The following is a 23,059-nucleotide window of genomic DNA, read 5'->3' on the forward strand; positions in this document are numbered from 1 at the left end:
TGACTAGTAGACCCTATGAAGGTTTCAAGCAGTAGTCTTCATAGAAGGGCAGTGGACTGCCTGATTGTGTGCGCGTCCAGTATAGTGAATGAGTAAAGCTTAATCCTAATGCTGGAATTGAATCTACTGTGACGGTTGCGGTTGAAAGGTTGTTGACCCCAGAAATTGCTCGACCTGCTCGCTATCTGGGTAATGAGTTAGGGGCAGTTCATAAGGATTGGAATGCATCAACGGTGCGTTGGGTTTTGACTTACCCTGAGGTTTATGAGGTTGGGGCCTCAAACCTGGGACATGTCATTCTCTACAGCATCCTGAATGCTCAGCCCAGGCAATTGTGCGATCGCGCCTATCTACCTGCGCCGGATCTGTCTGCCAAATTACGAGAAAACAAGATTCCACTATTTGCAGTGGAGTCGAGGCGATCGCTGACCGAGTTTGACATTTTGGGATTTAGCCTTAGCTATGAACTAGGGGCTACCAACATCCTGGAGATGTTAAATCTTGCTGGCATCCCCTTAACCTGGAAAGAACGGAAGCACGAACTAGCAGGGCAGAATTACCCGCTCATTTTCGCGGGGGGGCAAACTGCCACCTCTAATCCAGAACCTTATGCCGACTTTTTCGACTTCATCGCGCTGGGAGACGGAGAAGAGCTGCTGCCCGAAATCGGTTTGGTGTTGGAAGAGGGCAAGTCTGCCGTACTGAGTCGAGAAGAACTGCTGCTAGATCTAGCACAGGTGCCTGGAGTCTATGTACCGCAGTTTTACAAGATGGGTGCAGATGGCTCTGTTCAATCTATTCGACCAGATGTGCCGGACCGCATCTTACGTCGGGTTGCTGACCCTATGCCCGCGTATTCAATGGGGTTGGTTCCCTATGTTGAGACAGTACACGACCGTCTCGTGATCGAAATTCGCCGTGGCTGCACTCGTGGCTGTCGTTTTTGCCAACCTGGGATGCTCACCCGCCCGGCCCGCGATGTGGAGCCAGAGCAGGTTGTAGAAGCGATTGAGCAAGGCATGAGAACGACAGGCTACAACGAGTTCTCGCTGTTGTCGTTAAGCTGCTCTGACTATTTGGCTTTGCCAGCAGTCGGCATGGAAATCAAGAATCGGCTCAAGGACGAGAATATTTCTCTATCTTTACCCAGCCAGCGAGTCGATCGATTTGATGAAAACATTGCCAATATTTTGGGGGGAATGCGGCAGGGCAGCTTAACCTTTGCCCCTGAAGCTGGCACTCAGCGAATGCGGGACATTATCAACAAGGGACTGACTAACGAGGAATTGTTGCGAGGGGTTAAAACTGCTCATGAGCAAGGGTGGGACAAGGTCAAGCTCTACTTCATGATTGGCTTGCCTGGAGAAACAGATGTTGACGTGTTGGGTATTGCCGAGACAATTCGGTGGCTTCAGCAGGAATGCAGTACTCCAGGTAGACGAAAGTTAAACTTCAATGTAACGATTTCCAACTTCACACCCAAACCGCATACTCCATTTCAGTGGCACTCGGTTTCGACGGCTGAGTTTGAGCGCAAGCAGAAGCTTTTGCGCCAGGAATTTCGCACGATTCGTGGGCTGAAGGCCAACTTTACGGATGTGCGGCTTTCCGCGATGGAAGACTTTGTTGGACGGGGCGATCGTCGTCTTTCTACCGTCATTCACCGCGCCTGGGAACTGGGAGCCGGAATGGATGCCTGGTGGGAAAGCCTTGATCGTGCCTTTGCTGCCTGGACACAGGCGATTGCTGAGTCAGGGCTAACCTGGAAATATCGCCAAGTTGAAAGCGGCGAATGGAATTTGATGGAAGGGATGCTGCAACTGTCTACCACCAGCCCGTCCCCTCAACCCGACGAGCATTCTACTTCGGTAGAAAGATCTGATTCTTTACTCCCTACTCCTCATCCTGCATTTGATGCTCCTTTGCCCTGGGATCATATTGATACAGGAATTGATAAACAATGGCTCAAAGCAGACCTACAGAAGGCTTTAGAAGCAGCGATCGTACCAGACTGCTCTTTTGAGGGTTGCTCCCACTGTGGTGTGTGTGGGGCAGACTTCGGTCACAACGTTGTGATTCAGCCGCTGCCGATTCCTCAGTTTGAGGGACACTTTAAGCCCAACCAGGAAAAAGTCCAGCGGTTGCGAGTTTGGTTTGGGAAGCAGGGCGATATGGCTTTGGTGAGCCATCTAGATATGGTGCGCTTGTTTGACCGAGCAGTGCGGCGAGCCGCTTTACCCATCGCTTTCACAGGAGGATTTCATCCTTCACCTCGAATCTCGATTGCTAATGCTCTATCGCTTGGAGCAACGAGTTCGGGTGAGCTAGTAGACTTTGAACTGACTAAAACTGTAGATTTAGTCGAGTTTCAGGAAAGATTGGCAGCGGCTTTGCCAGCAGATGTACCCATTTATCAGGTAGAGGCGATTGCTCCCACTACTGCATCTGCCACCAAGTTACTGGAGCAAGCAAAGTACTATGTCGCAGTTCGTGCTCTGGCTGAGGGCACTTCAGATCCAGAGCCTCTGTCAACAGCACAGTGGCAAGCTTGGGTAGAAGCGATTAAAGCAGCCAATGAAATAGGCTTAGAGCAGAAAACGAAGTCGGGCAAGACTAAGCAAGTTAACTTGTGCGATCGTCTCTTTGACCTTTCCTTAGCCGAAAATACTGTTTCCTCAGACTTGCCTCCTGCTATTCTGCATCACCAAGCTCAATCTGACGCTATTCTGCAATATGTGGGAAGCTGTCGCAACGACGGCAGCTTGCTGCGCCCAGAGCATGTAGTTTATATGCTGGAGCAAATAGCTCAGCGTCCATTTCAACTGCTGCATACCCACCGAAGCCAGCTTTTTCTATCCCCAGCAGTCACTGAGTAAGGATTGTTGATTGGATTCTGCTCCTGATTTCTCACAAATTGCTCACTTCTAGTGGCGTTATCGCTGCTCCACGCTATAATTCAATTCAAAGAAGCTGTCGTGGATTGAGAGCCTTCAGGGTTGCCAGTGGTTTAATCGGCAACACAAGTCGGGCGCAGTCTGCTTCTGCAAGGCTTTCCGTTCACCCCTGGTCAATTGCAGATGCCTAACTCCCAGCGGAAGGTATCTTTCCAGGATGTTTGATTAGTTGGCTGTAGGTTCGAGGTTCGTTGGAGAGATTCAGCCATTCTGGGGTTGCTGAATTTCTCAATGGTTTTGTTTAAGGATAAGGAGCAGCTTCGTTTGCCTCCATGTCATGATTGTGATTTTTTCCACACGTTGTCTTATTACCAGGAAAGCAAGCGGTGCTGATGAGGCTAGTGCCTTTTGCTTTGCTGTAAATATTCGAGGAAGTTGAATGTCGAAGCAAATTATTATTGCCGAACAGCACCGGATTGCTGCTGTTTTTTCAGAAGATCAAATTCAAGAACTGATTGTTGCCACAGGAAGTCACCAAGTTGGTGATATTTATCTAGGTGTAGTTGAGAACGTACTACCTGGAATTGATGCGGCCTTTGTCAACATTGGAGACGCCGAGCGCAATGGGTTCATTCACGTCACGGATCTAGGTCCGCTCAGGCTAAAGCGGGCCGCTGGCTCTATCACCGAACTACTAGCACCCCAGCAGAAGGTTTTGGTGCAGGTAATGAAGGAGCCAACAGGCAACAAGGGTCCTCGGTTGACTGGAAACATTAGCCTTCCTGGTCGATATCTTGTACTCATGCCGTTTGGTCGGGGTGTAAATTTATCACGCCGTATTCGTAACGAAAATGAACGTAATCGGCTGCGCGCGCTGGCAGTCTTAGTCAAGCCAGCAGGGATGGGGCTACTTGTCCGTACCGAAGCCGAGGGTGTAGCAGAAGAAGCCATTATTGAAGATTTAGAGACCCTGCAAAAGCAGTGGGAGAACATTCAGCAAGAAGCAGTGACGACTCGCCCTCCCAGCCTATTGAATCGCGATGACGATTTTATTCAACGGGTTCTACGAGACGTATACAGTGCCGACGTTAACCGGATTGTGGTAGATTCTCACACCGGAATGAAGCGGGTAAAACAGCATTTAGTCAGTTGGAGCGGTGGTCGGTCACCTCAGGGTGTACTGGTAGACCATCATCGCGATCGCACCTCCATCCTGGAGTATTTCCGCGTCAATGCAGCAATTCGAGAAGCACTTAAACCCAGAGTCGATTTGCCCTCTGGCGGCTACATCATTATTGAACGGACAGAAGCGCTAACCGTTATTGATGTCAACTCTGGTTCTTTTACCCGGTCGGCAACCGCGCGTGAAACGGTTCTTTGGACAAACTCTGAAGCGGCTGTTGAAATTGCCCGACAACTGCGACTTCGCAATATTGCCGGAGTCATTATCGTCGATTTTATCGATATGGATTCCCGTCGCGATCAACTGCAAGTTTTAGAGCAGTTTAACAAAGCCATAAGAGCCGACAAAGCTAGACCTCAAATTGCTCAACTCTCGGAACTAGGTTTGGTTGAGCTAACCCGCAAACGCCAAGGCCAGAACATTTATGAGCTGTTTGGAAGAACCTGCCCAACCTGCGGCGGATTAGGGCACTTAGTACACCTTCCAGGTGAATCAGAGCGTCAGCTTCAAGAATTTGTCGAACCAGCGGCTCGCGAATATGCTGCACCTGAGAGCCGCACACCGCAGCTGCGGGAGAACTGGGACGGTCAAAAAGATGAATTTGATGCAGATCCATCTCAAGATTTGCAGGAACTAGATTTGACCAACCATCCTAGCTATCAAGAGCGGGGTGGAGCTAACAATCGCCGCCGTCGTCGCAGCCGCATCCGAGTCGGAGAACCTGTTGCGAGAGTGGGTAGCCCCGTCCGAGCAGAACCTGACATTGAGCCTGAGCTGCCGCCTGCTGCGGAAGAGACAGTACTACCCACGTTGATTCCTAAAGAGAGTCGAAGTGAAAAACCAGATCGCAGCCGCTCCTCTAATCGACGCGACAAACCTATTGCTGAACCACCTCAAATTGTTCAAGTTGAAATGACACTTGAAGAACAAGATGTCTATGCTTTAATGGGTGTTTCACCTTTGGTTTTAGCAACTGAGGGAGTAAAAGATCCAAAGTCTGCTGTTGTCACAGTTACATTGCCTGGAGAAAGCTCCCGTACTGGTAATGGAACACCTGTGCCAGTCGTATTTCCACCTAGTGGATTTGAGCAAACTGAAGCAGAAGAAACCTCCCCGTCGAGCACAGACTTTCCTTTAGACGACGAAAATGGCGAAGATTCAGTTTCAATACCTGTATCTGTGCCAGCACCCGATTTAGCAGTTTCTGATGGAAGTGCAGATTCGCCTGACGGTAATGGGTCGTCTCGTCGCCGTCGCCGTCGTTCTTCTGCTGTCGAGTCAGAAAATACTATGAATGCAGTGGGTGATAGCTAGTTGTGATCCAATCACAATTGTGTTTTTCAAACCTACCTGACAACTTAAGCCAGTTTCGACTGATTGCTGGAGTTGATGAAGTAGGTCGAGGAGCTTTATTTGGACCAGTGGTTTCCGCGGCAGTGATTTTACCGGGTCGGGCTATAGCAGGTTTACTTAGTGCAGGCTTAGCGGATAGCAAGCAGCTTACTCCTTTACACAGAGAACTGCTTGCTAAACAGATCCGGTTTCTAGCAGTAGATTGCCGAATTGGTATCGCTTCAGTTCAAGAAATTGATCGACTCAACATTCTGCAAGCATCTCTACTGTCTATGCGTCGCGCTATCCTTCGGCTAACTCCCCAGCCCGATTTTTGTTTGATAGATGGCAATCAAAAAGTTCAAGGGTTGCCAATGCCTCATCAAACCTGCGTAAAAGGCGATCAGCAATTTGCAGCGATCGCCGCTGCCAGCATCATTGCAAAAGTTTGGCGGGATGCACTAATCGTTAGACTAGCAGCTAAGTATCCAGGGTATGACCTAGCAGCCAATAAAGGATATGGAACTGTCAAACACAAGCTAGGATTAAAGCAATTAGGGGCTTCTCGACAACATCGCTTGTCTTTTAGCCCCTGTAAGTTGCAATAATTATGTTGAAACGTGCTGAGCAGTTAAGCAATTGGTGTATTAGGAGATAGAAGAGATCGCCCGGACTGAGCAACCTGCTCCCTCTGATTAACAGCCCAAGTCCGATAGTCAGACAAGAGTTGATGTATTAAACGTTGCTTAACGGTGAGCAGGACACTTCGCAGCAAGCCATTGCCTGTTGCCTCTAACAAAGGTTTTGGCGTAAATAACAGAGGCGGCGGTAACTCAACTAGTACCTCCAAATCTGCTCTCCCGACGAGATAAGTTGTATCGCGCTTTAGTTGTGGAGTTAACTGTCCAACGAGGTTAAGGTTAAATCGCTGGTTAATATATTCCACTCCTCGAATCTCACAAGCAAGGGATTCAACCCGAATCGTGCCGTCTGGTTCTGCCCAGATTCTCATATCTACTATAGGTTGAACCTTGAGCATCATAAAGTTCAAAGGACGCATCTTGAGCCGAAAGACTTCTGAACTCAACTGCTCAGTCCGACTTGGATCAACCAGTGCCTTGACCAAGCGCTGAGGTTGACGCAAGTAATGCTGAATTGGGATAGGCTGATCTGCTACAGCAATCTCAACGGATTGGAAGGCGTTAAATCGGATAGGCATAGAAGGATTAAAGAATGGTTGAATGCTTCCCTACTCGTTCACTAAATTTTACATACTTTCCAAGAAAACACCCTTAATCTTACGAAGTATACGTGTTTTGGCGGACAATAGCTGATTGTACTTAATAGAAAGTTTCAATTATCTCAGCTTTGTCTCTGAAAAGTTATTCCTCAAATATTTGCTATGGCACGCTCAATTGCTTACCTCGGACCTCCAGGAACCAATGCTGAAGCAGCAGCCCTGATCTGTGCCAAATGGTTGCTAGAGACGACAGAGGAAGAATCTTTACTCTGTCCCTATCCCAGCATCACACAAACATTAAGAGCAACAGCAACTAGAGAAACCGACTTAGTAGTAGTTCCGGTCGAAAACTCAATTGAAGGAAGTGTGAGTGTCACCCTAGATGCACTTTGGCAGCTTGACACCCTGCGGATACAAAAAGCTCTAGTGCTGCCAATCTCTCATGCTTTGCTGTCGTACAGTCCAGCTCTGGAGCAGATTCAAACCGTTTACTCTCATCCTCAAGCTCTTGCCCAATGCCAGAGTTGGCTGGAAAGAGCTTTGCCCAATGTACAGCTAATTCCCACAAACTCTACAACGGAGGCATTGCAATACCTAGACCGAGACTCTAGTAGTGGAGCAATTTCATCTCAACGGGCTGCTCAGCTTTATAAGCTGCCTGTTCTGGCTCATCCAATCAATGACCACCCTGACAACTGCACCCGCTTCTGGATATTAAGCTTACAACCATCGCCCGGTGGTAGCCATACCTCGCTGGCCTTAAGTTTCTCTGCCAACTTACCAGGGGCATTAGTTAGACCCCTTCAATCTTTTGCCGAACGGGGTATTAACCTAAGCCGTATAGAATCACGTCCTACCAAGCGATCGCTTGGAGAATACCTGTTCTTTGTCGATATTGAAGCTGATGAAAAAGATCCAACAACACAATCTGCTCTAAAAGAATTGAGCAACTATGCAGAGACCCTAAAAATCTTTGGCAGCTACACGGTTCTTCCATCTCAGATTGCCCAAACCTAAGAGAGTTGAACCCCCTTTCCCTTTTTTACTTCAAAGCATCCTTTAAGGCTGTTCGAGCTGCCAGATGATTGCGCGTAGAGGTTAAAATTTCAGCTTCGCGCTCTAGACGGGCCGCCGTGTCTTGCATCTCCAAAAGGGCTTGCTGCTCCATCGCTACACCATAAAGGTTGCTAGCGACCCAGTAGGAGAGTTCAATGGGCAAATCAGGAATGTCATCAGGCAGTTCAATTTCTTGACCTGTCAACTTAGCAGAAAGATGCACAACATCTCTCAATAGTTGATCAACTTCAGTTGATAATGTCTTTAAATTCCTTTCAGTGGGTTGATCTTCAATCCATTCAACCAATCCTACGTAGTAGGGCTTCTCTCGGACATATTCAAGAATCCGAAAGCGCTGCTGCCCCACAGTCATAACCTTCATCCGGTCATCTGGGAGACGTTGAAAGTGTACGATCTCTGCACAGCAACCAACCTTTGCAACTTTACCCTCTACCGGGTCAACCATTAGCACTCCAAAGCGGCGATCGCTCTGAAGTATGGTATTCATCATAATCCGATAGCGAAACTCAAAAATGTGAAGTGGAAGTGGTTTGCCTGGAAATAGAACTACTTCAGACAACGGAAAAAGTGGAAGCTCTCGAACAGCAACTGATGAAGAAGATGTCATTGAAATCCTAATCCCCAATAGGGATTCAATATGATTAGGTTTGACCTTATCAACTGCTTTCGGAAACAGGTCAAATGTGTGAGCAGCAAAGGCTACTCCCCATAGTCTATCGCATCCTTCTAGTCTGCAAAAAGGCTATGACCCTAAATCTATAACCAAAGGTTGAGTTGGCGACATCTAGCTACTAGTGCCCACCTAGTACCCTTGATTAAAAGACCTATCCTGCAAAAGGTTATGGCTGATTTCTACCTTCGATAGAAACAATGGCAATCTAACGAACAGAGAAGAAGCTCTATTATTGCTAAACAGCTAGCTTAGTCGCTACAAATGGGTCGTGGGAGACGAACTCTTCGGAAGTTCGTCCCCACGACCCATTTCATTTCACAACCAATCAGGAGAGCTACAGCTTCACTTCAATGTCAACGCCAGCAGGCAGATCCAGCTTCATGAGAGCATCAATCGTTTTAGAAGAAGGTTGGTAAATATCAATAATGCGGCGGTGAGTACGGGTCTCAAAGTGTTCCCTAGAATCTTTGTCTACGTGAGGCGATCGCAGTACGCAGTAGATTCGGCGCTTAGTCGGTAGAGGAATCGGACCAATTGCTGTAGCGTTTGTCCGATTAGCAGTATCGACAATCTTTTCACAAGAGGTATCTAAAAGGCGACGATCGAATGCCTTAAGGCGAATCCGAATTTTTTGCTGTTGAATAGTTGCCATGATTTTGCTTCAGTTGTCTAGGTTCAGTTAATTCAGGTTCATCTCAATATTCTGGCTGAAGCTAGGATGTTGAGATGAACTTGGTTAAGCTCAAAACTATCAGCAGCCAAACTTGTAGGTTGGCTGCTGATAAAAACGGCTCAGTAGCTAGAGCTACTTGATGATTTTGGAAACGACACCCGCACCTACGGTACGGCCACCCTCCCGAATTGCAAAGCGCATTCCCTGCTCAATTGCAACCGGGTTAATTAGCTCAACCGTCATTTTGATGCGATCGCCAGGCATCACCATCTCAGCTTCACTGCCATCGTCAGCAGTAAAAGCACTGATTGTGCCAGTCACATCAGTTGTACGAACATAGAACTGAGGGCGATAGCCAGGGAAGAATGGGGTATGACGACCACCTTCTTCTTTCTTCAGAATGTAAACCTCAGACTCAAATTGGGTGTGAGGTGTGATCGAACCAGGCTTAGCAAGTACCATGCCGCGCTCAATGTCAGCTTTCTGAATACCGCGAAGCAGAACTCCAACGTTATCTCCAGCCATTCCCTCTTCCAGAACTTTCTGGAACATCTCTACACCCGTAACTGTGGTGCTGCGAGTATTTCTGATACCGACCAGCTCAACAGTCTCACCGACCTTGACCTTGCCACGCTCGATCCGTCCAGTTGCGACCGTTCCACGACCCGTGATTGAGAAAACGTCCTCAACAGCCATCAGGAAGGGCTTATCTATATCTCGCTCAGGAGTAGGGATGTAAGCGTCTACTTCATCCATTAGCGCGTAGATTTTGTCTACCCACTCGTTCTCTCCCTTAACGATCTTAGGGTTAGAAACCAATGCTTCCAGAGCCAACAGAGCCGAACCTGAGACAATGGGAATGTCATCGCCCGGGAAATCATAGGTGCTGAGTAGTTCACGCACCTCTAGCTCAACTAGCTCCAGCAACTCTTCGTCATCGACCTGGTCTTGCTTGTTTAGGAAAACAACAATGTTGGGTACACCAACCTGCTTCGCCAGCAGAATGTGCTCACGGGTTTGGGGCATCGGGCCATCAGCCGCTGACACAACCAGAATCGCTCCGTCCATTTGTGCCGCGCCAGTGATCATGTTCTTCACATAGTCGGCATGTCCTGGACAGTCTACGTGAGCATAATGCCGCTCTTCTGTCTGGTATTCAACGTGAGCGGTGTTGATTGTAATGCCTCTTGCTTTCTCTTCAGGAGCAGCATCAATCTCGTCGTATTTTCTGGCTTTGGCACCACCCGTTGCAGCCAGGGTCATCGTGATCGCAGCGGTAAGAGTAGTTTTACCATGATCGACGTGACCGATGGTACCGATATTAACGTGGGGTTTAGTCCGTTCAAACTTTGCGCGTGCCATGAATCTATGTGTTCCTCTTTCTGATTATGCGTTCCCTTTACTCTTAGCAATGATCGCTTCAGCCACGTTGCGAGGCACCTCATCGTAGTGGCTAAACTCCATCGAGAATATGCCCCGACCCTGCGTCTTAGACCGGATATCAGTAGCATAACCGAACATTTCTGCCAGTGGCACCTTAGCGGTGACTTTGGCAATTCCTTCTTCCGATCCCATCCCTTCAATCTGACCTCTGCGGGAGTTTAGGTCACCCATCACATCCCCCAGAAAATCTTCAGGAACCTCGACTTCAACTTTCATCATCGGTTCCAAAAGAACGGGTGAAGCTTTCATCACAGCTTCCTTAATTGCCATTGAGCCGGCAATCTTGAAAGCCATTTCTGAAGAGTCAACCTCGTGATAAGACCCGTCTACCAGCGTAGCCCTAAGGTCGATTACCGGATATCCAGCCAGAATACCAGACTCACAAGCTTCTTTCATGCCTTGCTCGGCTGGGCCAATGTACTCCTTCGGTACCGTGCCTCCAACAATCTTGGAAACAAACTCAAAGCCAGTACCAGGCTCTCCAGGCTCCAACTGAATCACGACATGGCCATACTGCCCTTTTCCTCCACTTTGACGAACAAACTTGCCTTCTGCCTTAACAGCCTTACGAACTGTTTCCCGGTAAGCGACTTGAGGGGCACCAATGTTAGCTTCTACCCTAAACTCCCGCAACATCCGGTCCACAAGAATCTCTAGGTGAAGCTCACCCATTCCGGCGATCACGGTCTGGTTTGTTTCCTGATCAATGCTAACTCGAAAAGTTGGGTCTTCCTCAGAGAGAGATTGGAGGGCTTTGGAAAGCTTCTCCATATCTTGCTTTGTCTTAGGCTCAACCGCAACCGAGATTACAGGCTCTGGAATAAACAGAGACTCTAGAATGACTGAGGATTCCTCAGTGCAAATCGTGTCACCTGTAAACGTATCTTTCAAACCAAGAGCAGCACCTAAATCTCCGGCTCGAAGCTCGTCAACTTCAGTTCGTTCGTCTGCTTTAAGCACGATTAAGCGAGAGATCCGTTCCTTCTTGCCCTTTGTCGAGTTGTAGACATAGCTCCCTTTGCTGAGGACACCTGAGTAGACTCGAACAAAGGTCAGACGACCATATGGGTCTGCCATGATTTTGAATGCTAGGGCAGCTAGGGGCTCATCGTCACTTGCATGACGAACAGCCACACTACCATCCGGTAAGGTACCTTGAATTGGAGGCACCTCTGTAGGAGCGGGTAAATAGGCAACCACAGCGTCCAAAAGAAGCTGAACGCCTTTGTTCTTAAACGCAGAACCACACAGCATAGGAACTATGGTGCCTGCGATAGTTCCTTTCCGCAAAGCGGCTCGGATCTCTTCTTCAGTTAGCTCCTCACCTTCGAGGTATTTTTCTGTCAGAGCATCGTCAGTCTCAGCCACTGACTCAATCAGCTTGGTGCGATATTCCTTTGCAAGCTCAAGCACATCTTCTGGAATATCCGTATCTTCAAAGTCCGTACCTAGATCATTGTTGTAGATACGAGCGCGCATCCCTACTAGATCTACGACTCCTCGAAAGCGATCTTCACTCCCAATTGGAAGTTGAACAGGCACAGCGTTAGCCCGAAGGCGATCGCGGATCTGGTCATACACCTTAAAGAAGTTAGCACCCGTTCGGTCCATCTTATTGACAAATGCAATCCGGGGTACTTTGTAACGATCGGCTTGCCGCCAGACCGTTTCTGACTGAGGTTGAACCCCACCGACCGAACAAAATACAGCGATCACACCATCTAGGACACGCATGGAACGCTCAACTTCGATCGTGAAGTCAACGTGGCCAGGAGTGTCGATAATATTGATGCGATGGTCTTTCCAGCTTGTGCTGATAGCAGCAGCAGTGATAGTAATACCCCGCTCCCGCTCTTGCGCCATCCAGTCGGTTACAGCTGTTCCCTCGTGGACTTCTCCAATTTTGTGAACGACACCGGAGTAAAACAGAATTCTCTCCGTCGTCGTCGTTTTACCAGCATCAATGTGGGCGGCAATTCCGATGTTACGTATCCGCTCTAGCGGGATATTACGTGCCACAGCTACCTCCTTAGTCCCTGTCGCAAAGTTCGTTCGGATACTTCTGTTAAGATTCTATACACTGCGAACTCTTAACGCAGTCTTCCTCTAAGAAATTAGTATCTGTAGTGAGCAAACGCTTTGTTAGCTTCAGCCATTCTGTGAGTTTCTTCACGCTTCCGGATTGCGCTGCCAGTTTCATTAGCTGCATCCATAAGCTCATTTGCTAGCTTACCAGCCATAGTTCGGCCTGTACGCTGGCGAGAGTACTGGGTTAACCATCTTAGAGCCAATGCAATGCCTCGGTCAGAGCGAACTTCCATAGGAACTTGGTAAGTTGCACCCCCTACACGGCGTGCCTTGACTTCTACTAAGGGAGTAGCGTTTCGTACAGCTCTCTCAAACGTTTCCAACGGGTCCGACCCAGTTCTCTCCTCAATCACCTTGAACGCATCATAAATGAGACGATACGCCAAGGATTTTTTTCCACTTCTCATCAATCGCCGAACCATCATGCTGACAAGGCGGCTGTTGTGAACTGGATCAGGTTGAACTGGACGCTTTTGGATAACTGTACGACGAGACATGGTAAGCCTTAAATTGAGAGGTTAGATTGCCTTGCAAAAAAGATTGATTGAAACAGAAAGATGTGGACATCACAATCGCAAAGAGAACGCAGTCCCATTACGACATACGCTGAGAACACATCGACAGCGACGAAAATGCCACCAATATCCAAGAATAACTCAAGGTAGCAAATTTCGAATAAATCGCAAGTGTAAAGTCAGCACATACGAAAAGCATTACGGGCTTAGCTCAGGACTTAGGGCGCTTAGCACCATACTTGGAGCGCCCTTGCTTCCGATCTTTTACTCCAGCAGTGTCCAGAGTTCCGCGAATAATGTGGTAACGAACACCCGGTAAGTCTTTAACCCGACCACCCCTAATCATAACGACAGAATGCTCTTGTAGGTTATGACCAATCCCCGGAATGTAAGCAGTCACCTCAAACCCAGAAGTCAAACGTACCCGCGCAACCTTACGGAGTGCTGAGTTTGGTTTTTTAGGAGTGGTTGTATAAACCCTCGTGCAAACGCCTCTACGCTGCGGACAGCTCTTTAAAGCTGGTGACTTTGTCTTTTTCGTTGCCTTTTGGCGTTCGTCGCTAATAAGCTGTTGGATTGTGGGCATGGAATAACACTAAATCTCGTTCTCTTACTGGTTTGCTCTTTGCAACAGTCTACAACTATAGCGATTTTAGCGATTTTTTGTCAATTTGTTTGGACTTTAATATCTGGCAGCAAAGCCCTCAGAAATGGGAAGCTCTGGAAACCACTACGAAATAGAGAAAGAGTTACCACATCCACAGTTTTGGATAGCGTTAGGGTTGTGGAAGCGAAATCCACCGCCCATTAGATCCTCGGAGTAGTCTACTGCCAAACCGCTAATACAACTGAGACTCTGAGGGTCTACTACAACAGACATCTCCCCACATTTTAGAACTTGGTCAGTCGGGTTAATGCAACTATCAAATCTGAGGACATAATGAAGCTCAGAGCAGCCACCGGGCTGAATTTCTAAACGAAATAGCGTTTGAGGGTCACGCTGTTTTGCTTTAAGACGGCTGATTTCGGCGATCGCTGCCTGACTAAGCTGAATCATGAATTATATGGGGAAAATATAAGTCCTGTGGATGATCTTACAGCCATCTAGCCGCAAGCGTAGAGATGCAAAGAGGTCAGAGTTAGAGCTAGCTAAAAAGGGTAGGCTCTTGGTCAAGCCTACCCTTTTTGATGTAATAGTCAGGTGAGCGAATTTTGAAACTTAAGCTTTGGCTCGAGAGTAGTCATCCTGGAACCGAACGATGTCATCCTCTCCTAAATATTCTCCGTTCTGAACTTCAATTAGAACCAGAGAAATTACTCCAGGATTTTCTAAGCGGTGGCTGGTGCAGGCGGGCACGTAGGTTGATTGGTTGCTAAACAACAGCTTTTCCTGGTCGCCGCAGGTGACTTTGGCGGTCCCGGAGACGACGATCCAGTGTTCGCTGCGGTGATGATGCATTTGTAGGCTAAGACGATGCCCAGGCTTGACTTCAATCCGCTTAATTTTGTATCCCCGCCCTTCTTCCAAAATAGTGAAAGAACCCCAGGGGCGCAGTTCGGTGGCAGCGACTCCTTTTGGAGTAACCGAGGTAGGTAGGTTCAAAGCGGCGGGTTGAGTAACTTCTTGGGTTTGAGCCACGACATTTTCTCCTTATGAACTGCTGTGAGATTGAGTTGACTTCGGGCATTCGCTTGGGTTGCTTTGACTGGAAAACGATGCCCGACTCAAGCATGATTCCCTCAATTCAAACAACCGAAGCTAACCATAGCAAAAGCGCCCAGATGATTTCATCTGCCAAACCACAATTTGAGCTGATTTATATGGATTCTTTACACAATAGGATGAGCTTTAAATCAGCTTTATTTCCTCTAAAGTTGAAAAGGTATAAGTACTCATCCCAAAAGTAAGCAGTGCGAGTTGCGTAGGCTGTTTTATTCAAAGGCTAGGTTGAATAAACACACCGATGCCATTGTGAACGCGGGCTGCTGTATAGGGAGAGCGGTTAAGCAACTGTCCACCGAGATAAAGTGTTGTAGAACTTCCACCATCTAGATTGAGGGCATCTACTGCGCCTAATCGCTGCATGATTTGAGCGGTTTCTGCCAGAGTAGGTCCAGGTCCACCTATTCGATTTTGAACCGTAATCATAATCAGATCGCCTTCTGCTGTTCTACCGATCGCACTGCGGGCAGCTGCCTGTCGGGCAAAGGCTTCACCAAATTGCTCGGACTGAGCATTGAGTACGACTTGACGATTTTGCAGCAGCAGCGGACCGGCTCCAAGAATTTGGGTATATCGGCCAAAGTCGGCTGGGTTGCTGGTAGTTTCTAGCTGCACGTTGGTACCTACAGCAAGAGCGTTTGCAGCAGCACTGTAGGCTCTAACGACTATCACGTATCCATTGGCAGGGATGGGAATGGAGGTTTGCCCTGCAGCTCCAGCAGGTTGCTGATTGACGACCCGATTGTCCTGAACTGTGACCAAAATCTCGTTGTCGATGATCGAAGTGTAGGTTGATCCCCAATCACTTGTATAACGAGCAACACCTGCCTGAACGTATCCGCTGTTGAGGGAAAGAACTGTAAACCGCTGCCCTGCGGGAGTTGCTATTGTTTCTTGAAGCCCGAGGCGGCCGATCGCCACTTCTCCGGCTTCGTTCCAAGCGATCGCCCCTCGATTCAAAATTGGCCCTGAGATCCAGCGACCATCTCGACGAATTGCGCCCAGCGGCAACTGATTATTGCGGTTGAAGAAACCACCATTAATAGCAGCGATTGCTTGCGAGCTTTGGGCCATCGTAATCAGTGGCGTAGTGCCAATAGCACTAGAGGCATTGCTCCAAATTGGTCTAACTGCCAATCCTGACTGACGGGGATCAATGACTAGAGCGATTACTGGAAATTGGGCGCTTCCTGTATTCACAACTTGCTCTTGCCAGCGAATACCCGGTGCCCAAACAATATTGCGTTGCACGGTGGAATCTGCTCCAACGTCGATGATCATACGATTAGGGTTAGGCAAAGACCAGACGCGAGGACGGAGGTTTGTGGGAATGCCAACTCGAATCACCGTTTGATTGCCGCTTGCCTGAACATTGAGCGAAGTTAGGCGATTACCTGGTCCTGCCTGGAAGTTTCGGACTAACGCAGGATCAGCCTGGGCGTTGATATTAACTACCAATTCTCCAGATTGCTCGGTGACTTGCCAAGGGGTTGAGCGATCGAGGTCAATCACAATGCGATCGCCCCAACTTTGCCGTCCTTGACGAACCGCCATTACTCTAGACACTGGCGTAGAAATCCGCAGCACATTGCCACTCACCTGCATCTGCCAGCCAGCCTGCTGTGCGAGTTCAGTGATATCCAAATAGCGATATCGACTGGTGAGCCAGGTTCCCAACGCCAGAGCATTTGTACCTGAATCAGAAAACCACTGCACAGGCTGCCTAGAGGCACTTTCAGTATTCAGTAGCTCAACGCCAACTGTCTGCATCAATCCAGTATCAGCAATACCAATGCGCTGCTGGCGCTGGCTCCAGGCCGCATTTAGAGCGCGACCGTTAATTACAACCTGAGTACCCTCAGTGACGGGTATGGCTTGAGAAATCCTAAATAAAACAGGGGTCCAGAACTCTTGCGGAATCACTTCTACATCGGATGCCTGAACAGATCGTTCAGCGGACTGATTGGAGACATCCCCAGTGACAGGCAAGATATTCGACGACTCTTGAACAACGGGCATTTGGAGCTGTAAACTAGCGCTTTGCAGAGACCGAAGAGATAGGAGCGCTTCATTTCCCTGAGTAAAATCAGGCGCATGGAAAGTAGCAGCCAGCAGGGGGAAGATCAGCAGGGAAGAAGATTTTTTTGAGAAAGACTGCAGAATTGAGCCTTTGAGGAGGCATTGCTTGTTAACTTGATTCACGTTGCTCAGTGTGACTTAGCGGGAGCAAGGGGCATTACTCCAATGGATAGTGAGGTTAGCGAACTGCCAGTTGGGTTGCTGGAAACACAGTGTGGTTGAAATGAGGCTGTGAATCGAGCTAACCTTCAATGGGAATTTGCAGCGGTTTGTGCTTCCAGGATCCCCCAGACAACCCCGTCTTGCCGACAGCTGTTCACAATTGTTAAAAGACGCATCCTCTCAAGGGCGGGTTTACTTATACACCAGTTCCAGAGTTGCGCTGATTGCTGCTCTAGTTGCATAAGGAATGGTTAGACCGAGCCTTGCGCTGATTCCTGAGACGAAACATTCAGCTCAATATGCGCTTAGCCTGCGCTCTGCGACCTCTTCCTGCGAGTTTTTGCAAATTTCTAAAAGGGCGCTAAGAAGAATTTGGATTGTTTGACTTGAACTGTTCATCTAAGAGTTGAGCGTAAAACTGCTCTTTCTAGCCGCGATTTAGAGATACAGCCGCTACTTCTTTCTGCAAAGACAAACACTGCATTTCTCAAAAAAATTGTAATGCAAGATACAAAATTCGTTTTTTGCGATTTTGGTTGTGGAAGCGCGTAGCCTTTGCTCGTTTTTTGCTAACTCTACAGGGGAATCAATGATTGTTGAGATTCCTGGGACCTAGACAAATTTAAGCTTTCGACATTTGCCTTACAAATATAAAAATCAGAATTTTGTAGTAAATGCATCAGTTCGAGAGTTGCAATTCTACTAGCGTCACCTCCTTAGTCATTCAGCAAGGAATAATCACATAGATTTAAAGTTTTAGCTTCATAATAGAAACTAAGACAGCCGATTTTTGATTAGATCATTGTTACAAGTACAATCAGCTTTCTGAGTAGACTTAAAGCTTTGATTGAGACTGAGGGTGAGTTGAGCTTGGAAATTAAGCCGCTGGTGAGCGAAATTTGAGCATCTGCGTCGCTCCAAATACAGCGAGGGTTGCCAAGGCTCGATATCCTCTATAAGATCCATGATCTATTCGGTGCCATCCATGTGGATTTTTTATAGATAGCGACTTTGCAATCCACGCTACGGTACTGAGGGTTTTACCTTAAATGGCATTGCGGCTGCTTGAGCCTTGAAAGTGTCAGAAGCATTGCTTCGGACAGCTTTCTCGTCTCCTCAGTTTTTGGCTTTTGCGGGTTGATAAGGGGTTTTCTTTTTAGGGTTGTCATTTAGATATTTGACAGTTTTTGTCATCCAGATGATTTTTCAGCGATTACAAGCGAGACGGGTTGTTCTATGGGTAGCACGAGTGTGAATCGAGACAGACAGACAAATCACGAAGTAGCGGCAGGTTTTCCAGGACAGCGATGGTTGGTTGAGGAAAGGGATGCCTGCGGGGTTGGTTTTATTGCTGACCAGTACGGGCGGGCAAGCCATACTTTGGTTGCCAAAGCGCTGTCTGCTTTGACTTGTTTGGAACACCGAGGAGCTTGTAGCGCCGATCAGGATTCGGGTGATGGTGCCGGAATAATGACGGCTATTCCCTGGGATTTGTTGAGCGATTGGCTCCAGGAAAACAAGATTGGCGCTGTTCCTACTGAGCATCTCGGTGTAGGGATGGTGTTTTTGCCGCAGGCTGAGGCAGCAGCAGCGATCGCCCGTCAACTTGCCGAAAAACTGCTACAGGAGTCGGGTTTGCGGATCTTGGGCTGGCGAAAAGTACCTGTACATCCTCAATTACTGGGAATTCAAGCAAGAGAAAACCAGCCTCAGATTGAACAACTTTTGGTGCAATCTAACGAGACGGACGATGTGCTAGAGCGTCAGCTTTATCTGGTGCGCAAGCAGATTGAACAGGCAGTTGCAACGGTAGAACCTGCTAGCTCAGAAGACGCAGCCGGATTGCAAGAGTTCTACATTTGCTCCTTCTCTAACCGAACGATTGTTTATAAGGGCATGGTGCGCTCTGCAGTGCTGGGTGATTTCTACACAGACCTGCAAAATCCGACTTATCAAAGTGCCTTTGCGGTGTATCATCGCCGCTTTAGCACGAATACGATGCCTCGCTGGCCTTTGGCTCAGCCGATGCGGTTGCTTGGTCACAATGGCGAAATCAACACGCTGCTGGGCAACATCAACTGGATGGTGGCGCGGGAAGCGGACCTGGAGCATCCTTACTGGGGCGATCGCCTCGAAGCACTCAAACCAATCGTCAACCCTGAAAACAGCGATTCTGCTAACCTCGACAACGTGATGGAGCTATTGGTGAATTCAGGGCGCAGTCCCCTGGAAGCGCTGATGATCATGGTGCCAGAGGCTTACCTGAACCAGCCAGAATTGGCAAATTATCCCGAAATCACTGATTTCTACGAATACTACAGCGGTATCCAGGAACCCTGGGATGGACCAGCATTGCTGGTATTTAGCGATGGTAAGCGAGTCGGAGCGACGTTAGATCGAAACGGACTACGTCCTGCTCGCTACAGCATTACCCGTGATGGCTTTGTAGTAGTTGCTTCCGAAGCGGGTGTAGTTGACCTACCCGAATCTGAAATTGTGGAGAAGGGGCGACTGGGTCCAGGAGAGGCGATCGCAGTCGATTTTAGAAGCCATGAAATTTTGAAGAACTGGCAAATCAAGCAGCGCGTTGCCAGCAAGCAACCTTATGGTGAGTGGTTGCAGCAGCGCTATGAGTTGGAACCCCAGCCTTTTGCCGAAGCGAGTTCCCTGGAGACTGAGAGCCTGCTACGCCATCAAACTGCCTTTGGCTACACCAGTGAAGATGTAGAAATGATCGTTGAGGCAATGGCTTCTCAGGGTAAGGAACCCACTTTTTGCATGGGCGACGATATTCCCCTTGCCGTGCTGTCAGACAAACCCCGTCTGCTTTACGACTACTTCAAGCAGCGGTTTGCTCAGGTGACAAATCCGCCAATCGACCCGCTGCGGGAAAGCTTGGTGATGTCATTGACATCTCAACTAGGCGAACGAGGCAATTTTCTGGAAGAAAAACCAGAGTATGCACGATTGCTCAAGCTCAAGTCTCCTGTTCTAAACGATGCTGAACTGGAGCAAATCCGGCAGTCTGACTTTGGCACTGCAAATCTATCGACTCTATTTCATATCTCTGCTGGCCCAGAAGGTTTGCAGAGAGCCGTGACAGCATTGTGCCAGCAGGCAACAGCGGCAGTTCGCGCAGGTCAGAAAATTTTGATTCTGAGCGATCGCCTCACTCCATCTGGTGAAACAGGCAATCTGAATGCTGAGCAAAGCTACATTCCTCCCCTGCTGGCTGTCGGCGCAGTTCATCATCACTTGATCCGACAAGGGCTGCGGATGAAAGCCTCAATCGTCATGGATACTGCCCAGTGTTGGAGTACGCATCATTTTGCCTGTTTGATTGGCTATGGAGCCAGTGCCGTTTGCCCTTATTTGGCTTGGGAAACGGTTCGCCACTGGTGGTCTGACTCTAAAACCCAGAGCTTCATGCAGCGTGGCAAGCTTGAGGCGATCTCCATCACCGCAGCACAAAACAACTACCGTAAAGCGATCGAAGCGGGCTTGCTCAAAATTCTCTCGAAGATGGGAATCTCGCTGCTGTCTAGCTATCAGGCGGCACAAATTTTTGAGGCAATCGGCATTGGATCTGACCTGCTGCATCTTGGCTTCACTGGAACTGCTTCACGCTTGGGTGGATTGAGCGTGGCTGACCTGGCGCAAGAGGTCATTACCTTCCATCAACGCGCATTCCCTGAACTAACGCTGAAGAAACTAGAGAACTTTGGCTTCTTCAACTACAAGCCGGGGGGCGAGTATCACATGAATAGCCCCGAAATGGCAAAGGCGCTGCATAAAGCGGTAGGCGCGATGAACTATGACCACTATGAGGTCTACCAGAAATCTCTGGAGCAGCGACCGCTAACCGCATTGCGCGATTTGCTCGACTTTAAGGGCGATCGCCCCGCCATTCCTATTGAGGAAGTGGAATCGGTCGAAACCATTGTCAAGCGCTTTTGCACGGGAGCCATGTCGCTGGGGTCGCTCTCACGGGAGGCACATGAGACTTTGGCGATCGCCATGAACCGCATCGGCGGCAAGTCCAACTCTGGCGAAGGCGGCGAAGATCCAGTTCGCTTTAAGGTGCTGAACGATGTGGATGAGAACGGACTGTCTCAGCTTCTGCCCCACCTGAAGGGCTTGCGAAACGGCGATACTGCTAGTTCAGCGATCAAGCAAATTGCGTCAGGGCGATTCGGCGTAACACCCGAATATTTGGTCAGCGCCAAACAGCTTGAAATCAAAATTGCTCAGGGCGCTAAGCCCGGTGAAGGCGGACAGCTTCCTGGCAAAAAAGTCAGTCCCTACATTGCTATGCTGCGTCGTTCTAAGCCTGGAGTGCCGCTGATTTCACCGCCTCCCCACCACGACATTTACTCGATTGAAGACTTGGCTCAACTAATCTTTGACCTACACCAGATTAATCCTGAAGCAAAGGTTTCGGTGAAGCTGGTGGCAGAAGTGGGCATTGGCACTGTCGCGGCTGGTGTGGCGAAGGCAAACGCAGACATAATTCAGATTTCCGGTCACGATGGCGGAACGGGTGCCTCACCACTCAGCTCAATCAAGCACGCGGGTGTTCCCTGGGAATTGGGTGTAACCGAAGTACATCGGGTGCTGATGGAGAATCAGTTGCGCGCTCGCGTCCTGCTGCGGGCAGATGGCGGCTTCAAGACAGGTTGGGATGTACTCATGGCAGCCCTAATGGGTGCGGAAGAGTACGGGTTTGGCTCCGTTGCCATGATTGCGGAAGGCTGCATTATGGCGCGAATCTGTCACACCAACAACTGTCCGGTCGGTGTAGCAACCCAGCAAGAGAAACTGCGCCAGCGGTTCACGGGCGTCCCAGAGCACGTGGTGAATTTCTTCTACTTCATTGCTGAGGAAGTGCGATCGCTTCTCGCTCGACTAGGCTACCGTTCGCTCAAAGATGTGATTGGTCGGGCTGACTTGCTAAAGGTGCGAGAAGGCGTAAAAATCACCAAAACTCAAGCACTTAACCTGGACTGCCTGACTCAGTTGCCCGACAGCCGCACCGATCGCACCTGGCTAGAGCATGGGGAAACCCACAGCAACGGAGCCGTTCTAGATGATCAGTTGCTTAGCGATCCGGCAATTCAAGCGGCAATCCAAGATCAGGGCAGCGTTAGCCAGACTATTAATGTGGTCAACACCGATCGCACTGTGGGCGCGAGGTTAGCAGGAGCGATCGCCCAGAAGTATGGCAACACTGGCTTTGAAGGACAAATTACCCTCAACTTCACAGGCAGCGTCGGTCAAAGCTTTGGAGCTTTTAACTTACCGGGAATGACCCTTAATCTTGAAGGCGAAGCCAATGACTACGTTGGCAAAGGAATGCACGGTGGCGAAATCGTCATCAAACCACCTGCTGCTGCGACCTACACGCCCTCTGAAAACGTGATTATCGGTAACACCTGTCTATATGGCGCAACTGGCGGAACGCTGTTTGCGAATGGACAGGCAGGTGAACGTTTTGCTGTGCGGAATTCCAAAGGACAAGCGGTGATTGAAGGAGCCGGAGATCACTGCTGCGAGTACATGACGGGCGGCACAATTGTCGTTTTGGGTCGAGTCGGTCGCAACGTCGGTGCAGGCATGACAGGCGGACTAGCTTACTTCTTGGATGAAGACGGCAGCTTCCCTGAGAAAGTTAATCCCGAAATCGTCAAGCTCCAGCGTGTACAAACCCCAGCCGGGGAACAACAGTTGAAGGACTTGATTGGGGCGCATAGCGATCGCACAGGCAGCCAAAAAGCAGCCCACATTCTCAATAACTGGTCTGAGTTCTTGCCCAAATTCTGGCAGGTTGTGCCACCATCCGAGGCAGACAGCCCAGAAGCAAGTCAGACTGCTGTTGAAGAAAAAGTGCTGAGTTCAGTTCAGTAGTTTTGAAAGAGATCTGAAAGCTCTATCTGTATGCAACGTGTAGGGGCGTAGCATTCGGGCAAAAATCCCCAAT

The 23,059-nt window shown here is 48.9% G+C and carries 15 protein-coding genes; 5 read left to right on the forward strand and 10 right to left on the reverse strand.

Annotation, left to right across the window (positions count from 1 at the left end; all coding sequences use genetic code 11):
• The first annotated feature begins 128 nt into the window (after nucleotides 1–128).
• The 3 genes from H6G00_RS23110 (at nucleotide 129) to H6G00_RS23120 (ending at nucleotide 6,017) form a co-directional block, all read left to right on the forward strand.
• Complete coding sequence (locus H6G00_RS23110) at nucleotides 129–2,876, forward strand: TIGR03960 family B12-binding radical SAM protein (RefSeq protein ID WP_190798554.1); 2,748 nt, start codon at nucleotides 129–131, stop codon at nucleotides 2,874–2,876.
• A gap of 457 nt (nucleotides 2,877–3,333) precedes the next feature.
• Complete coding sequence (locus H6G00_RS23115) at nucleotides 3,334–5,391, forward strand: Rne/Rng family ribonuclease (protein WP_190798555.1); 2,058 nt, start codon at nucleotides 3,334–3,336, stop codon at nucleotides 5,389–5,391.
• Nucleotides 5,392–5,396: 5 nt separating this feature from the next.
• Entirely contained in the window at nucleotides 5,397–6,017 is a 621-nt protein-coding gene (locus H6G00_RS23120) for a ribonuclease HII (protein ID WP_190798715.1), read from the forward strand.
• Between the two features lie 23 nt (nucleotides 6,018–6,040).
• On the opposite strand, the gene H6G00_RS23125 is transcribed toward H6G00_RS23120, so the two are convergent.
• Entirely contained in the window at nucleotides 6,041–6,628 is a 588-nt protein-coding gene (locus H6G00_RS23125) for a DUF1997 domain-containing protein (protein ID WP_190646225.1), read from the reverse strand.
• 183 nt (nucleotides 6,629–6,811) lie between these two features.
• Between H6G00_RS23125 and pheA the strand changes: the two genes are divergently transcribed.
• Entirely contained in the window at nucleotides 6,812–7,666 is an 855-nt protein-coding gene (pheA, locus tag H6G00_RS23130) for a prephenate dehydratase (RefSeq protein WP_190798556.1), read from the forward strand.
• A 25-nt stretch (nucleotides 7,667–7,691) separates the two neighbouring features.
• Here pheA and H6G00_RS23135 read toward each other — a convergent pair whose 3' ends face one another.
• From H6G00_RS23135 to H6G00_RS23175, 9 genes are all read right to left on the reverse strand, one after another.
• Nucleotides 7,692–8,333, reverse strand: a complete 642-nt coding sequence (locus tag H6G00_RS23135) for an LON peptidase substrate-binding domain-containing protein (protein ID WP_190798557.1) — start codon at nucleotides 8,331–8,333, stop codon at nucleotides 7,692–7,694.
• Nucleotides 8,334–8,733: 400 nt separating this feature from the next.
• Nucleotides 8,734–9,051: a 30S ribosomal protein S10 gene (rpsJ, locus tag H6G00_RS23140; RefSeq protein WP_018399487.1), complete on the reverse strand. Its 318-nt coding sequence runs from the start codon at nucleotides 9,049–9,051 to the stop codon at nucleotides 8,734–8,736.
• A 153-nt stretch (nucleotides 9,052–9,204) separates the two neighbouring features.
• Nucleotides 9,205–10,434 (reverse strand): elongation factor Tu, encoded by a 1,230-nt coding sequence (gene tuf, locus H6G00_RS23145; RefSeq protein ID WP_190646222.1) that lies wholly within the window; start codon nucleotides 10,432–10,434, stop codon nucleotides 9,205–9,207.
• A 24-nt stretch (nucleotides 10,435–10,458) separates the two neighbouring features.
• The gene (gene fusA, locus H6G00_RS23150) at nucleotides 10,459–12,534 is read right to left on the reverse strand and encodes an elongation factor G (protein WP_190798558.1); all 2,076 of its coding nucleotides are present in this window, start codon (nucleotides 12,532–12,534) and stop codon (nucleotides 10,459–10,461) included.
• A 95-nt stretch (nucleotides 12,535–12,629) separates the two neighbouring features.
• Nucleotides 12,630–13,100 carry a 30S ribosomal protein S7 gene (gene rpsG / locus H6G00_RS23155; protein WP_190646220.1) on the reverse strand — a complete coding sequence of 157 codons (471 nt, stop codon included), beginning with the start codon at nucleotides 13,098–13,100 and terminating at the stop codon, nucleotides 12,630–12,632.
• Nucleotides 13,101–13,329: 229 nt separating this feature from the next.
• Nucleotides 13,330–13,704 (reverse strand): 30S ribosomal protein S12, encoded by a 375-nt coding sequence (rpsL, locus tag H6G00_RS23160; RefSeq protein ID WP_190646219.1) that lies wholly within the window; start codon nucleotides 13,702–13,704, stop codon nucleotides 13,330–13,332.
• A gap of 144 nt (nucleotides 13,705–13,848) precedes the next feature.
• A complete protein-coding gene (locus tag H6G00_RS23165) occupies nucleotides 13,849–14,175 on the reverse strand; it encodes an iron-sulfur cluster assembly accessory protein (RefSeq protein ID WP_190798559.1) in 327 nt (108 codons plus the stop codon).
• 162 nt (nucleotides 14,176–14,337) lie between these two features.
• Nucleotides 14,338–14,757 carry a cupin domain-containing protein gene (locus H6G00_RS23170; RefSeq protein WP_190646217.1) on the reverse strand — a complete coding sequence of 140 codons (420 nt, stop codon included), beginning with the start codon at nucleotides 14,755–14,757 and terminating at the stop codon, nucleotides 14,338–14,340.
• A gap of 297 nt (nucleotides 14,758–15,054) precedes the next feature.
• The gene (locus tag H6G00_RS23175; protein WP_190798560.1) at nucleotides 15,055–16,860 is read right to left on the reverse strand and encodes a phosphodiester glycosidase family protein; all 1,806 of its coding nucleotides are present in this window, start codon (nucleotides 16,858–16,860) and stop codon (nucleotides 15,055–15,057) included.
• Nucleotides 16,861–18,318: 1,458 nt separating this feature from the next.
• Here H6G00_RS23175 and H6G00_RS23180 point away from each other — a divergent pair.
• Nucleotides 18,319–22,986: a glutamate synthase-related protein gene (locus H6G00_RS23180; RefSeq protein ID WP_190798561.1), complete on the forward strand. Its 4,668-nt coding sequence runs from the start codon at nucleotides 18,319–18,321 to the stop codon at nucleotides 22,984–22,986.
• Nucleotides 22,987–23,059 lie beyond the last annotated feature (73 nt).

The sequence above is a fragment of the Leptolyngbya sp. FACHB-541 genome, from assembly GCF_014695875.1.
Lineage (GTDB): Bacteria > Cyanobacteriota > Cyanobacteriia > Elainellales > Elainellaceae > JAAUTN01.

Bases quoted from the DNA above. Each gene is read 5' to 3' on its own strand.
- H6G00_RS23135 (WP_190798557.1), bottom strand. From the start codon at position 8,333: ATGACATCTTCTTCATCAGTTGCTGTTCGAGAGCTTCCACTTTTTCCG.
- H6G00_RS23165 (WP_190798559.1), bottom strand. From the start codon at position 14,175: ATGATTCAGCTTAGTCAGGCAGCGATCGCCGAAATCAGCCGTCTTAAA.
- H6G00_RS23180 (WP_190798561.1), top strand. From the start codon at position 18,319: ATGGGTAGCACGAGTGTGAATCGAGACAGACAGACAAATCACGAAGTA.
- pheA (WP_190798556.1), top strand. From the start codon at position 6,812: ATGGCACGCTCAATTGCTTACCTCGGACCTCCAGGAACCAATGCTGAA.
- H6G00_RS23125 (WP_190646225.1), bottom strand. From the start codon at position 6,628: ATGCCTATCCGATTTAACGCCTTCCAATCCGTTGAGATTGCTGTAGCA.
- H6G00_RS23115 (WP_190798555.1), top strand. From the start codon at position 3,334: ATGTCGAAGCAAATTATTATTGCCGAACAGCACCGGATTGCTGCTGTT.
- tuf (WP_190646222.1), bottom strand. From the start codon at position 10,434: ATGGCACGCGCAAAGTTTGAACGGACTAAACCCCACGTTAATATCGGT.
- H6G00_RS23175 (WP_190798560.1), bottom strand. From the start codon at position 16,860: ATGCCCGTTGTTCAAGAGTCGTCGAATATCTTGCCTGTCACTGGGGAT.
- rpsJ (WP_018399487.1), bottom strand. From the start codon at position 9,051: ATGGCAACTATTCAACAGCAAAAAATTCGGATTCGCCTTAAGGCATTC.
- rpsG (WP_190646220.1), bottom strand. From the start codon at position 13,100: ATGTCTCGTCGTACAGTTATCCAAAAGCGTCCAGTTCAACCTGATCCA.
- rpsL (WP_190646219.1), bottom strand. From the start codon at position 13,704: ATGCCCACAATCCAACAGCTTATTAGCGACGAACGCCAAAAGGCAACG.